We start from the raw sequence: 12,374 nt of genomic DNA, 5'->3' as shown, positions 1-12,374 counted from the left end.
ACCATTACACGTCTGCTCAAGGCGAAACTTTGGACGGCGTCTCGGCATTGGTTGTCCCGGATCGAAAACAAAGCAGTTCCGTAAAGAAGACCGTCCATCTCTGTTGCCTTCGTCAAACTGTATAAATCTACCAAATGGACAGTGCTACCTTTATTCGGGTGCTTCCCTTTTTGGCAAAAATAATTGAAAAATTGTGACTGAATATTTCGTCAGTTTTTATGCAACACTAGTGAAAAGTTTCTATTTAATTAATAGTGATAAAAATAAAAACTGGCGAGGAATCTAACAGCACGTTCACTTAAAAATTTACGTCGATAAAATGTTAGAAAGCCAAACAATATACCGTGGTATAGGTAGGAGGAGAATAAAATGAGTAATCATAAAGAAGCGTTGGATTTTTTTGGTAAGGTTTTAATAGAACAAGTACGTGATGAATCTATCGAAGATTGGGAGCGAATTCTCGGAGGTAAAATGAAAGATGAAGAATCGCAGCAGCTATTTAATGAAGTTCAATCACTTCATTCCGAACAACTACAACTTATTATGAAATTAATTCCCAAGGTAGTCGATAGCACACTACATCATTTTTTATGGACCTTAGAACAAGAGGAAGAGGTAAATATCGTGATTACTTTAGAGGAAGAAAACCCTATAAATATAAGAGAAAATAGTGATGGACTGGCTGGTGAATTATACACAGAAGATGGATGGATCTCAAGATTTAGTAGTAAACAAAAGGGATAGGATTATACGTATGAGAAGAGAGAAGACGAGGTGCTTGAGGATAGGATTCCGTTGAAAAAACGCTCTCATTTATGTCGTGTAAAGAATTATATGAGGCAAGACAGATCTAAATAACTGATAGTTTCCTTGCTTCTTAAGGAAGCTCACAAATTATCATAACATTAATGGTACATCAAGATCTGCTTGAATAGAAAGGGAGATAGTAGGCTTAAGTCAAAGCAGCCTCTAGTCTCTCTTTTTGTCTATAAAAGTGTACTTTTACGAACGCTTTTTATTTCCAAAATTAGCTAGCAATCTATTTGGTACCTGATTATATTTAAAGTAAGGGGTAGACCGTTTTACTGATCTTAAAATAGAAGAGAGCTGAGTACATGAATTCATTATCAATATTTTTTACATATGAGTACATATCCTCAAAAGTAGACATAACATGGGAAGACCTTAAATTTGGTATCGACCACGGCTTTCTTTCGTCGAATGCGGCCATAAAGCATGCAACAAAACTGGCAGCAGAAAACCCAAATGTTTCCAATCTAATGTTTGGGTTGGCATCTTTGTATCCAGGCGATTCTATTCAGCAGTATCTGGACCAACTTGTGAAGAGTGAATCCGTAACTGAACAGAATGAATTGGCTGCGGAGAAATAGTTGTACTTAACGCTCTATTGGTTATATGAAAACAAAGAGAAATTTCCAGATCCACTTACTCAAGTTGAAGAAATATATGCGGACTTCGATTACCCTGAAAGCATTTCGAAGTTCGTCAGTTACATGCCATTAGAAGAAGATGAAGGGCCTCTGCCTCCAACTAGAGAAGTGGCTATATCAAACATTTATAAAAATTGGGTTGATTATTTAGTTTCACAAAATCGTAGGTTTATGAAAAAGCACAAACGTTAAGCAAACAAGCTCACTTCATTTGTAAAATTCTACTTTTAAGAACGGTTTTGTCTCTAAATTAATTAGCCATCAATTAAGTTTCTGCGTGTATTTATGAAAAGCGGTTTGAAAAATGGAGGTGCTGTACATCGAAGAGAAAGAGGAGATTCTTGCTTTGCTTATATCATTAGTCAAAGACTTAGTTAACGGCAAGTTAAAATTAATTGTAGAAACTGGAAGAAGCGGACCTTATACCGTAGAAGAACTAAAGGAGCAGCTGGTTGATTATGGCGGAACATTGACAGCGTCGCCTGAAACAGACTACAAAAACCTTGATCTATATGAGATTGACGATAAGCCCGAATGGATGCTGGAATATGAACTATGGGTCGATGGGGAAAAGTCGGATTTGACCTTAACCTGCACGGTTCGGTTAACGGAGAAGGAAAAATCAATTGCCATTGACAGCATTCATGTTCTTTAAAAAAAATGCATAAATGACGTGAAAAAGTAGAAAATAACTCTGAATGAAAAGAGGAAATGGAATGAATGAGCGCTGGTTGAAAGATTTGCTAAATCGCTTTATGAATCAATAGTGAAAGAAAACCTCGAACTTTACAAAGATATGTATGAGAACATAAAAGTAGATTCTCATACTGATGAGCAGAGAACAGGAATAATTAATTTCTTCAATGAGTTAACGGATGCACGAAAAGCGATGTTATTTGAAATCATTGAACAAACCATGATCGATACGGTTTCTAATGTGTTAGGAATCATTGATGGACATGTAACTCTAGCAGATGATTCGATCGAACCGAAATTAGTGCTTAATTCCAAGGAAACCTTCAGGATGAATTTTTGTTATATGTAGAAGAACTGGATAACCATTGAGGTAGTTGACTTAAAGTTAGTTTTCAAATCAACGCTTGCAGAGACTTTGAGAAAATAGACGGATACAATTCTTCCTGCAGAAATTTTTTTTAGAAAGGTTTGTATAGGGTATGAAACTAATAACCAAGCTGACAAACGAATTAGGGAACTTTTTAAAATTAATCAGACGTAAAGAATCCATGAATAATAATGTAAAAAAGGAAACAATACAAATGGATATACCAATCGAACAAAAGCGGGTTTGTGAAAAGTATTGCGCAACCTTCTTACCGACCGATGATCGGGAAAAAATTGGTGTCGCCTATAACGCTAAACAAGGCATACTGCCGATTAATGGACTCCGCATGTATCCCGAGGAAGGCACCTCAGGCTGGTTTATCTGGACAGGAGAAGAACTGTCAGATGACCCTGAATTTTTTGTGCCTTATCATACGGTTCATATCGAAGAGTGGCTAAAGGACATCACTAAATACCTTGGATTGGCTCCAGGTTGGCGTTTTCTGGTTGCGGGAGACTATGTGGATGTTTGGTTTGATGAAACATTACTGAACAAAGAAACGGATAAGTGAATGTGGCCAAATGCAATAGGATTTGTGAAAGTTGTATAGAAAACGAACGTTAATGAGTTTTCGAACGAAAGGGATGAGCAGAATGACCAAACGAAGAAGACGAAAAGTGGGCGATGTTTATGCCATTCCACTGCCGACTGGTAAATACGCCTTTGGAAGGGCTTTTCGGGATGCTGTAATCGGAATCTACCGGCATAATGGAAACGCCCTGAACGACTTGCCGTCGGACGAGGAGTACCAATTTATCGTGGGTGTTTATGAATCAGCGCTCAAGTCGGGAGAGTGGCCTTTTGTAGAAAACCGGCCTTTTGAAACGGAAGAGAAAGAATGGCCACCCCCTTCTTGCATTAAGGATAAGCCTGCTGGGGAATACGCGATCTATTACAAAGGCCAGATCCGGGAGGCAACTGCAGAAGCGTGCGAAGGTCTTGAGGTAGCAGCGGTCTGGGAAGCGGAACATATTATCGACCGCATCATGGGAGGTACCTCATGGACGAAATCGTTGGATGACTGGTAATAACTCGAATTGGAAAAAGTTGGTCCCTTGGGATTTTCATCAGTGAAGATACAACAATTGCAGACGAAGACGTTGGTCTGCTGCTTGAATTGCTAAGGGTAAAGAAATCTGTTTTCAGGGATGAGAATCAGCACAACTAGCAACAGAAAAAGTCGAAGCAATTTTACGTGAGCGACTGCCGTAAGATTGCTTGACACAGAAATTTTGGTTTATATACCAGGACTTGTTAGAAGTTACTTAAAGACAGGGAGAGAAAATAGATGGATACCGACATTCAGCAATATCTAAAGTCACTTGACCTAAATGACCCGGCTGATCCAAACGTCATCCGAAACGTTGAAGGTCAATTGGGCTTTCAATTTCCCAAAGAGTATGTCAAATTCCTGTTGCATTCAAATGGAGGCGAGGGTCCAATCGGTGATAACTATCTCCAGTTATGGAAGGTTGAAGAACTAATTGAAGATAACGAAGGCTACAGTGTCGAAGAATTTGCACCTGGACTGTTGATCATCGGATCGGATGGTGGGGATACGGCTTACTGTATGGATACGCGAAGCAAGGAGATGCCCTTTGTCTCCATGCCGTTCATCGGGATGGACCTCGAGGAGGTGGAACTATGTGGATCTACCTTTACAAAGTTCCTCGATTTTCTAAATAAGGCATCAAATGCTGACTAACCAAGTCCGGCTTTAAGGAAAATAACTAATACAAGATGGAGGAGTAGCAGGATGAGCATCAAAACCTATCAAAAAGCTAAAAAAATCATTTCAAAGAACAAAGACCTAGCGGATTTTGAAGGGCAAAAGTCAGTAGAGTTAATCGCGAAGGCAGAAGCAGCAGTAGGTCTAAAATTTACCGGTTCCTATCTGGATTATTTACAGACATTAGGCGCAGGAAATTTTGGCTCGGAAGAAGTTTACGGGATCATCGACGAAGACTTTGAAAACTCTTCAATGCCAGATGCCATCTGGTACACGCTCAATTTACGCAAAAGCATCAATCTGCCTGCCAACTTTCTGGCGATTTATGATACGGGCAGTGACGAGATTTTCTGTCTGGATTTTCATAGTACAGATGCTACAGGGGAACCGAAAGTGGTTGCTCTAGATCCGACATATGCCTTAGAGGATCAGACACTGGAAATCATTGCGGATGATTTTGGGGACTTTCTATTGGAATTGGTCGAGGAGGAACTGGCGTAATGGACACAGATCAGGTTAAGTCAAAACAAGACGCCATCCGCTTTATCCAGGAGTTAATCATTGATTTTATAGAAAATAAGGAAGCTTGGGAGAATATCGAACTTCCGGATTATCTTGAAAGCATGCAAGCTTGGCTAGCGGATTTCGACGATGCCGTTTTGGACGCAAATAAATGGGAACTGTAATGCAGCGCACTTGAAACACCAAAATTCTACGAATAAACTAAACAGTTTCAAAATAAATTAGGAAATCCATAAAAAAGTCAGCTCAGTTAGAAATTTCAATAAATAACCTTTGCTTAGTTAACGTTTATAAAATTAAACTGTGAAAAGAGGGATGATAATGAATGAAACATTTGTTAAGTCATTGCATGAAGTAATTGTTAAAGAAAATCTGGAAAGTTATAAGGATCTATATGAGACAGCGGTAGTGGATGCCAAAACGGATCCCTACTATAAAGAAGCTTTGAATTTATATAACAGTTTGCCATCGGAAAAAAGAGAGACCTTGATGAAAATAATCGAACAAACCATGGTAGATACGATTTCCTCGATGTTAGGCATCATCGATGGTAGCATTCCGGTAGATCATGCCGATTCTGTCGAACCAAGATTACTCCTGAATTCTATAAATACTGAAGGAGAACTTCAGGATTTATTTCTAGAATTTGTAGAAGAGCTGGAGGACAGTAAGTAAATTTCTACTTTAAATACAAGTTTACATATCAAAATTTACCAAACGCAGAAGATATATATAGGTCACAAACAGAAAGGAAGTGTAATGCTGATTTAGCACTACTCTTCCTTTTGTATCTCCAAAAGTATATTTATAAAAGAACTTTTGTAAAGGTTTACTCTCTATTTTCTGCCACACTTAATGGTAAACTTTGTATAAAGTCCTTTTTATTGAAAACACATAACTGTCAGTGCTTTAACAAAAATTTTCATTCGAAAGGAAAGAACCAAAGAATCAGCCGAAGTTTAATTCTATACAAAAGTAGAGGAGACTGACTTTGAATCAACTATTTACTCCAAATTGGAATTTAGATTCTTTATATGAAAATGGAAGCCAATCAGAAAAATTAAGCAAACTAATCAACAGCTTAACTGAGAATCTTCATATCTTAACTACAGAGCTTGATACTCAAAGTACAACTACAGACTATAACGATACTCAGGAAATACTTGATATTGTTCTCCATTTCCAATCGCTGACAAGTGAATGGGAGGAAGTGGATGAGTTTGTGACTTGTTTGTATGCCGAAAATGTAAAAGACAGTACAGTCATAATTTTACTGGACAAAAGTGCAGCAGCCAAAGCAACATTGGACTCCTTGAAGATCAACTTAGACCGAATTCTGGCTGCGATGCCGCAAGATGCATGGAATGAATTTATCAACCTGGAGGCAGTTAAACCGATTTCGTTTTATTTAGAAAAGCAGAAACAGGCAATCAAAGACCGGCTTCCTGCGGAAATGGAAAGGTTAATCAGTGCTCTGTCTGTTAATGGTATAAAAGGATGGGAACAGCAGCATCAACTACTGCTAACCAAATTAAGAATAACAATAGAAATCGATAAACAACAAACGGATGTATCCATAGGGCAGGCTCTGAATTATGCTGTTTACTCAAAGGACCGTTCTCTTCGGGAACGTGCTGCCAGGGGAATAAAAGAGGCTTGTGAAGCCGAAGCCGACTCTTTTGCCGCAGTTCTAAATCGAATTGCTGGATCTCGATTAGACATCTACAACCAACGTGGGTGGTCCAATCTTTTAAAAGAAGCGGTGGAACAGAATGACTTGAACGAAAAAACCATTCATACAGCAATATCTTCGATAAAACAAAATAAGGAGCTCTATCAAGCTTACATACAACGGAAACTCGAGATGAATGAATCAAAGAAAAACAGCTGGTATGAACTGGATGCGCCTTATTTCGCACCTGCTGAAAAAATGGCCTATTCTGAAGCGAAAAGTTTAATCATTAAACAGTTCCATCAGTTTAGCAACAAGTTAGGACGTTTCGCGGAAATGGCGTTTGAGAACGGTTGGGTTGAAACGGAGAATCGGCCAGATAAGGCAGAAGGCGGATTTTGTGCGTCCATGCCACTATCCAAGGAAAGTCGAATCTTTCTTACCTATCGGGACACCTATCAAGATGTGGTGACCCTGGCCCATGAGTTGGGACACGCCTATCATAATTCCCTTCTGCATGAAGAACCAGCTCTTGCTCAGCAGAAAGGAATAAGCATTGATGAAACAGCTTCTACGTCTATGGAGAACTTGGTACTGGATGCGGTACTTCAGCAGACCATAAATGAGCAGGAAAAGCTTGCTCTTCTTGAAATAAAAATCAGAAATGGTCTGATGTATGTAGGCACAGTTCCGAATATATTTCAGTTTGAACAGAAGTTTTATGAAAGAAGAAAACAAGGACCACTTACAGTGGAGGAAATAAAAGCGGTACTAACTGAAGTGGAGAGTGCCTTTTATGATGGGCAGGTTGAGGAACTGGCACTTTATAAGTGGATGTACATCAGCCATTTCTACGATGCGGAAAAACCTTTCTATAACATTCCTTATACAATAGGCTATTTATTCAGCAATGGAGTCTATGCACTTTCCAAATCTCAAACTAGCGGCTTTGAAGAGCGATATGATGACCTATTACGCAATTCGGGCAGAATGACGATAGAGCAATTGGCGCAAACCTATTTAGACATCGATATATCAACTAGTGCTTTCTGGGATGCATCGCAGCAGTCACTAAAAGACTCCATTAAAGAGTATTTAGATCTGACTGAAAAATACTGTACCAGGGTTGAGTCATTTTCTTCTTAATAATTATATTTTTGCAAGTTAGAAAGATGTTGAATTCAACTAGTCACTCACACTATGACGTGTGACATACATCTCCTGCTTTACGGACGCCAATCATTATCGATAATGAAGGAGAAATCTTTACGTAATTTAAAAGAATTGAGCACAAAACTAAACGGACGGAGGTAAAGTAAGTGGCTGATCAATATACCCGAATAAATCCCGAGGAGCACAGGTTAAATCTAAATACAGTAGGAAAAGGGGAGAAGATCGTTTTTTTGCATGGCGGCCCTGGTAGTGAACATCGCTTTTTCCTTCCACATGTTTTACCGTTAGCTCAAAATTTCAAATTAATTTTTTATGATCAAACCGGCTGCGGGAAATCGGCTGAGTCTATTGATGGGAAGTATTCGATGCAAGATGAGGTATATACATTAGAACGCCTGCGTCAAGAATTAAAATTAGAAAAACTAAATCTATATGGTGAATCCTGGGGTTCTATGTTAGCTCTATTGTATGCCACCACGTATCCGGAACGAGTAAACAAAATATTTCTGACAGCAGCAATCGGAGCAACGGCTGAAGGTTTCAAAACTTTTGGGGAAGAATTAGAAAAAAGCTTGTCAAACGAAGACAAAGTTAAACTCTCAGTTTTAGAGGAAAGAGTAGCAAGAGGGAGCGCAACAGTAAATGAAGTATTTGATATCTTGGACAAGTATTATGTTTATTCAGAGGAGTCTTTACAGCGAAAAGAGAAAACCACAATCAACACTTTGGTAAATGGTGCAATCAGTGAAGACATTCTAGCAAATTATAATTTAACCAATGAATTAGCTAAGATCAGACATATTCCGATAGTAATTGTGCAGGGAGTCTATGACATTTTGACCCCTGAATTAATAAAAGAATTACTGATAAAACACATTCCTCACACGAAACTGGTTGAAGTAGAAAACTGTGGCCATTGGACTGTTATAGAGAAGCCTTATGAAATGAACAAAATTGCGAATGATTTTTTTGGTAGTAACTCTCTAGAATAAATAAGGATTTTTTGATTTATATTTGATGGCTTATCCCAAATTATTAATTTAATTACAAAAGGATAGATGGTGCGATTTGATTAGCATCTTCTATCCCTCTTCGTATGGTAAAGTGTCCTTTTACGAACGCCAACAAAGCATATTGCACTTCCTAAGAATGGTTATCACTATTGCCCTCTTCTCACTAATAACATCTTATGAGAAAATAGGGTTACTAACATTTCCCACTCAACTAGTTTTCAAGGACATATATTTGATAAGCTCCTAGAAAATCGGTAGGGAGAGTCAAAGGGAAGGATGATACTATCAAAAGTATAAAAGTTGTTTTGCCATTACTGATATTGACGCTAGTAACAGGATGTACAGGCAATGCCAGGGACGAAACTTATGTAAGTAGGGGTGAAACAGAATCATGGAATGCAACGATTCAAACTACTTTCTCCAATGACTCTGGAAAAGAAGAAATCCGTACCGAAGGAGGGCTAGAGTTCAAGCAAGATTACTCTCCTAAGGAAGTTGAGTACAAAATTTCCTATCCTTCAGGTGAATCGGGTGGCAGCATGCGCAAAGGCAAAAAAATCAAAATTCATTCTTCAGTAGGAACTAGTTCCGATTCCACGGAAAATGATATCGAAGAATTTGCAGAAGAAATGACATTGCATGTATCGTGGGAAAATGAAGAAGGGGAAGTAATCGAGGAAACGGTCCTGTTGGACTAATGCACTTATTTACCGATTATAAAGATTCATGTTAGTCAAGGGACATCTTTGTAATTCGCAGCTCCTTTGTTTCTTAAGAAAGTTAACAAATTGTTGATTTATCAAAATCTGCATGAATAGGAAGGGAGAGAAGAGATTGCTCTGGGCAAATCTTCACTCCTTTTTTGTATGGAAAAGTGTACTTTTACGAACGGTTGATTCTGCAAAAGATAGAATCGAATTGGAAATATTTATAGAAATTTTCATCCTCTAAAGACCACATAACTTACTTGTGGTATGGTAATTATATGGGAGTACATAGAGTATCTCGTTTAAATGAATAAAAAGAAAGACCTTTTCTTGTAGAATTAAGCTGCTACATCTAAGCCACAAAAAAGAGCCCTACAAGCAAATGGAGTCAAGAATTTTGGTAAGTGCGATATGGAAATGGAGGGAAAGGACATGAAGTTGCAGCACAGAAAAGCGAAGTTATTTTTAACATTCGCCAGCTTACTTTTACTCATTTATTTTGCAACACCGTTTCTCACAGGTTATCACTACACGGAATCAGCTGCCCTCGAAGCGCTAGTTCCGATGGATTTTGGCGAAGAAATTTATAAAAAGGAATTCGAAGATCGGAAAGTTGTCATTTTAGATATAGGCGATTACCGGACTGTCCAGTTGATTCATAGTCCGTACGGGTTGTTCCATCAAGTGCGAGGGGCTGATGCTCTACTCGCAGAAACAGAAGACGGGAAATTGAGATACAGTTGGAGTGCTCGACTTATAAAAGAGGAAGTATTCGACGTCGTGCTGGCGGCGGAAGTCTTGAGCAGTGATATTGAGAAAGTAGTCGTCTTGCCGAATTACCCTGAAGTGGAAGCAAAGACTCTGAAGGAATTGCAGGGGAAAGTGAATTCACTTGTCGAAATAGAGGTGGAAAACGGCTATGCTGTCCACTATTTTGAGGCTTCAGAAATAAGCAGTTATGCATTCGCAGGCGTGGATGCTGCGGGTAACATCGTTTCAGGATTTTAGTGGGAAATCTATTTTCGTATATGAACTCGTCCTTGTTGTAGTTATAGGTGTAACAATCAGGGTAAGAAAATATATTTAGTTTACATATCATAACTTATCGGAAGCTGCATATATACGAAAAGGGAGAAGAGATGATTACAGCAACTCTTCTCCCTTTTTCGATTTAAGAAATGTACTTGTACGAACGGTTCATTCCTAGGGAATTTGAATAAGTACCTTATTCGTATCGAATGCCCTCAGATAGCTTTTCGATGGACGACCAATCAGTGATGATTAGTTGATGCCGGGTTTTCTGCAGGATTCCTTTTTCTTGAAACTTTTGGATAACCCGATTTAAATGTCTGGGCGTTGTTCCTATAAGCGAAGCGATTTCTTCTAAGTTATTGGTTGCGAGTTGTTTCGCAAACTTATCATCTGTTTTTATTGTACATAAATAACTCGCGAATCTTGTTTCTGCAGAAGCCAGCAAATTGACGCGTGAAGCAGTTGTGCATGTCTTCAGTTTATATGCTAGATCTTTTAAGAGTAACTGGAGAAACTCAGGTTCAAGAGACAAGGAATGTTTATAATAATCGATGGAGATAAACAGAAATTCGCACGGCTCCTCCGCACTAACTTCCGATTGAATAGGCACGTTCTGAAAGCATTCGATATCTCCGAGAATCGAAAAAGGAGTACAGAAGCGAAGCAAGAGTGATTTCCCTGTAATTTCATTGGTGGCTACCCGGCATTTTCCGTTTACAAGTAAGTACAATCCTTCAATTCGATGGCCCTCAGTTAAAATAGTGTCTCCAGCCTCATATGTTTTTAATTGAATGAACTCAACATGGGGGAGAAGCATCTGCAATTCGTAATTTTCAATATAAGTTAGGATTTCAGTAAGTTTCATCAATATTTCACCTTTTCGGACAGACGTCCTTTTTAGTATAGCAAAGCTTAGATAAAATAAAGGTGAGGTGACTAATCATGCAATTTGTATTCGATCTTGACGGAACCATATGTTTTAAAGGCCAACCCTTAACCCAAGAAATTTGTGCTGCTTTGGATGAGTGCCTAGCAATGGAACATGAAATCATCTTTGCATCTGCCCGACCAATACGTGATTTACTGCCGGTGTTGCCGGAAAAATATCACCGGTTAAGAATGGTCGGAGGAAACGGGGCTTTTCGAAATGCGGATGGCTCAATCGAAGTAAACAGTTTTGACATGGTTACTTGCAAGCAACTATTCAATATTATTGATACGCACCAGCTAGCGTATTTGATTGATAGCAGCTGGGACTACAGCTATACCGGAGAACAGACCCATCCGATCTATCAAAACATCGATCCTTTAAAGAGTGCGAAAAACGTGCCGATTGATTTGCTGGAAAATGTAGTGAAAATGGTTCTTTTTACAAGCAATGCCGAGATACAGAAAAGCTTAGAAGCCCTTCCTCTAACCCTGCATCTGCACCAGAATGAAAGAATCCTTGATTTGAGTCCTGAAGGCATTGATAAATGGGCAGGGCTACAGCAACTGGGAGTCAAAGAGAATGAGTTCATTGCCTTTGGTAATGACTCAAATGATATTTGCATGTTTAAAGCTGCCAAAGAAAGTATCTGCATTGGTAATCATTCCGCTGCCAAAGAACATGCGACCTTAAAAATCACAGAGGATCAAGTGGTAAAAATGATTTTGAGTATGAGTGAAAAGTATCTTATGCAAGAGATTGAAGTTAAATAGTCTTAACAAATGTTGTTATCCCGATTACAGTTAAATTAGAGAATAAATTTTATCGGAAGTAACATGGTAATATAAGGAGAAAATTAGATTAAGTAAACGGTCCCGAAGTGTTATGGTTATCATGTAAATAGACTCAGTTACGAGGTCCTGTAGGCTCTACTTCTATTTGAAGTAGAGTTTTTGTGTATCCATACAGAAAAAATTATGAGGAATTTCATTAATTCTTCCGTTTTCGGATAGCTTTGAGGTCC

Annotated in this window: 16 protein-coding genes; 15 read left to right on the top strand and 1 reads right to left on the bottom strand. The window is 38.6% G+C overall.

Features of this window, described 5'->3' with window-relative positions:
• Positions 1 to 369 precede the first annotated feature (369 nt).
• From DIJ65_RS07555 to DIJ65_RS07485, 14 genes are all read left to right on the top strand, one after another.
• Positions 370 to 744 carry an epimerase gene (locus tag DIJ65_RS07555; protein WP_117300450.1) on the top strand — a complete coding sequence of 125 codons (375 nt, stop codon included), beginning with the start codon at positions 370 to 372 and terminating at the stop codon, positions 742 to 744.
• 371 nt (positions 745 to 1,115) lie between these two features.
• Complete coding sequence (locus tag DIJ65_RS07550) at positions 1,116 to 1,391, top strand: DUF2247 family protein (RefSeq protein ID WP_142836486.1); 276 nt, start codon at positions 1,116 to 1,118, stop codon at positions 1,389 to 1,391.
• Positions 1,392 to 1,643 (top strand): DUF2247 family protein, encoded by a 252-nt coding sequence (locus tag DIJ65_RS16710; protein WP_142836485.1) that lies wholly within the window; start codon positions 1,392 to 1,394, stop codon positions 1,641 to 1,643.
• 112 nt (positions 1,644 to 1,755) lie between these two features.
• Positions 1,756 to 2,106: a DUF7668 domain-containing protein gene (locus DIJ65_RS07540; RefSeq protein ID WP_117300454.1), complete on the top strand. Its 351-nt coding sequence runs from the start codon at positions 1,756 to 1,758 to the stop codon at positions 2,104 to 2,106.
• A gap of 622 nt (positions 2,107 to 2,728) precedes the next feature.
• On the top strand, positions 2,729 to 3,085 hold the full coding sequence (locus tag DIJ65_RS07530; RefSeq protein ID WP_117300634.1) for an immunity protein Imm33 domain-containing protein: 357 nt from the start codon (positions 2,729 to 2,731) through the stop codon (positions 3,083 to 3,085).
• Positions 3,086 to 3,167: 82 nt separating this feature from the next.
• On the top strand, positions 3,168 to 3,602 hold the full coding sequence (locus DIJ65_RS07525; RefSeq protein WP_221930616.1) for an Imm26 family immunity protein: 435 nt from the start codon (positions 3,168 to 3,170) through the stop codon (positions 3,600 to 3,602).
• Between the two features lie 260 nt (positions 3,603 to 3,862).
• Positions 3,863 to 4,279, top strand: coding sequence for an SMI1/KNR4 family protein (locus DIJ65_RS07520; RefSeq protein WP_117300456.1), 417 nt, complete (start codon positions 3,863 to 3,865; stop codon positions 4,277 to 4,279).
• Positions 4,280 to 4,330: 51 nt separating this feature from the next.
• Positions 4,331 to 4,804, top strand: coding sequence for an SMI1/KNR4 family protein (locus DIJ65_RS07515; RefSeq protein ID WP_117300458.1), 474 nt, complete (start codon positions 4,331 to 4,333; stop codon positions 4,802 to 4,804).
• A complete protein-coding gene (locus tag DIJ65_RS07510) occupies positions 4,804 to 4,989 on the top strand; it encodes a DUF7660 family protein (RefSeq protein WP_117300460.1) in 186 nt (61 codons plus the stop codon). Before DIJ65_RS07515 ends, DIJ65_RS07510 begins: the two co-directional genes overlap by 1 nt.
• A 157-nt stretch (positions 4,990 to 5,146) precedes the next feature.
• Positions 5,147 to 5,500 (top strand): transposase, encoded by a 354-nt coding sequence (locus tag DIJ65_RS07505; RefSeq protein ID WP_117300462.1) that lies wholly within the window; start codon positions 5,147 to 5,149, stop codon positions 5,498 to 5,500.
• Between the two features lie 316 nt (positions 5,501 to 5,816).
• Positions 5,817 to 7,643 carry a M3 family oligoendopeptidase gene (locus tag DIJ65_RS07500; protein WP_117300464.1) on the top strand — a complete coding sequence of 609 codons (1,827 nt, stop codon included), beginning with the start codon at positions 5,817 to 5,819 and terminating at the stop codon, positions 7,641 to 7,643.
• A 173-nt stretch (positions 7,644 to 7,816) separates the two neighbouring features.
• The gene (locus DIJ65_RS07495) at positions 7,817 to 8,662 is read left to right on the top strand and encodes an alpha/beta fold hydrolase (RefSeq protein WP_117300466.1); all 846 of its coding nucleotides are present in this window, start codon (positions 7,817 to 7,819) and stop codon (positions 8,660 to 8,662) included.
• 326 nt (positions 8,663 to 8,988) lie between these two features.
• On the top strand, positions 8,989 to 9,381 hold the full coding sequence (locus tag DIJ65_RS07490; RefSeq protein WP_142836484.1) for a hypothetical protein: 393 nt from the start codon (positions 8,989 to 8,991) through the stop codon (positions 9,379 to 9,381).
• Positions 9,382 to 9,822: 441 nt separating this feature from the next.
• Positions 9,823 to 10,398, top strand: coding sequence for a hypothetical protein (locus tag DIJ65_RS07485; protein ID WP_117300468.1), 576 nt, complete (start codon positions 9,823 to 9,825; stop codon positions 10,396 to 10,398).
• Positions 10,399 to 10,615: 217 nt separating this feature from the next.
• On the opposite strand, the gene DIJ65_RS07480 is transcribed toward DIJ65_RS07485, so the two are convergent.
• Entirely contained in the window at positions 10,616 to 11,287 is a 672-nt protein-coding gene (locus DIJ65_RS07480; RefSeq protein ID WP_117300470.1) for a Crp/Fnr family transcriptional regulator, read from the bottom strand.
• 77 nt (positions 11,288 to 11,364) lie between these two features.
• Between DIJ65_RS07480 and DIJ65_RS07475 the strand changes: the two genes are divergently transcribed.
• On the top strand, positions 11,365 to 12,123 hold the full coding sequence (locus DIJ65_RS07475) for an HAD-IIB family hydrolase (RefSeq protein WP_117300472.1): 759 nt from the start codon (positions 11,365 to 11,367) through the stop codon (positions 12,121 to 12,123).
• The last annotated feature ends 251 nt before the right edge of the window (positions 12,124 to 12,374 follow it).

This window comes from Planococcus salinarum (assembly GCF_007004625.1).
GTDB lineage: Bacteria > Bacillota > Bacilli > Bacillales_A > Planococcaceae > Planococcus > Planococcus salinarum.
Note: the sequence above shows the minus strand (reverse complement) of the source record. Positions and strands in the feature narration are given on the sequence as shown.

What these genes read in the sequence shown, in the direction of transcription:
- DIJ65_RS07510 (WP_117300460.1), top strand. Translation starts at nt 4,804, where the DNA reads ATGGACACAGATCAGGTTAAGTCAAAACAAGACGCCATCCGCTTTATC.
- DIJ65_RS07475 (WP_117300472.1), top strand. Translation starts at nt 11,365, where the DNA reads ATGCAATTTGTATTCGATCTTGACGGAACCATATGTTTTAAAGGCCAA.
- DIJ65_RS07530 (WP_117300634.1), top strand. Translation starts at nt 2,729, where the DNA reads ATGGATATACCAATCGAACAAAAGCGGGTTTGTGAAAAGTATTGCGCA.
- DIJ65_RS07525 (WP_221930616.1), top strand. Translation starts at nt 3,168, where the DNA reads ATGACCAAACGAAGAAGACGAAAAGTGGGCGATGTTTATGCCATTCCA.
- DIJ65_RS07505 (WP_117300462.1), top strand. Translation starts at nt 5,147, where the DNA reads ATGAATGAAACATTTGTTAAGTCATTGCATGAAGTAATTGTTAAAGAA.
- DIJ65_RS07540 (WP_117300454.1), top strand. Translation starts at nt 1,756, where the DNA reads ATGGAGGTGCTGTACATCGAAGAGAAAGAGGAGATTCTTGCTTTGCTT.
- DIJ65_RS07520 (WP_117300456.1), top strand. Translation starts at nt 3,863, where the DNA reads ATGGATACCGACATTCAGCAATATCTAAAGTCACTTGACCTAAATGAC.
- DIJ65_RS07555 (WP_117300450.1), top strand. Translation starts at nt 370, where the DNA reads ATGAGTAATCATAAAGAAGCGTTGGATTTTTTTGGTAAGGTTTTAATA.
- DIJ65_RS07485 (WP_117300468.1), top strand. Translation starts at nt 9,823, where the DNA reads ATGAAGTTGCAGCACAGAAAAGCGAAGTTATTTTTAACATTCGCCAGC.
- DIJ65_RS07480 (WP_117300470.1), bottom strand. Translation starts at nt 11,287, where the DNA reads ATGAAACTTACTGAAATCCTAACTTATATTGAAAATTACGAATTGCAG.
- DIJ65_RS07515 (WP_117300458.1), top strand. Translation starts at nt 4,331, where the DNA reads ATGAGCATCAAAACCTATCAAAAAGCTAAAAAAATCATTTCAAAGAAC.
- DIJ65_RS07550 (WP_142836486.1), top strand. Translation starts at nt 1,116, where the DNA reads ATGAATTCATTATCAATATTTTTTACATATGAGTACATATCCTCAAAA.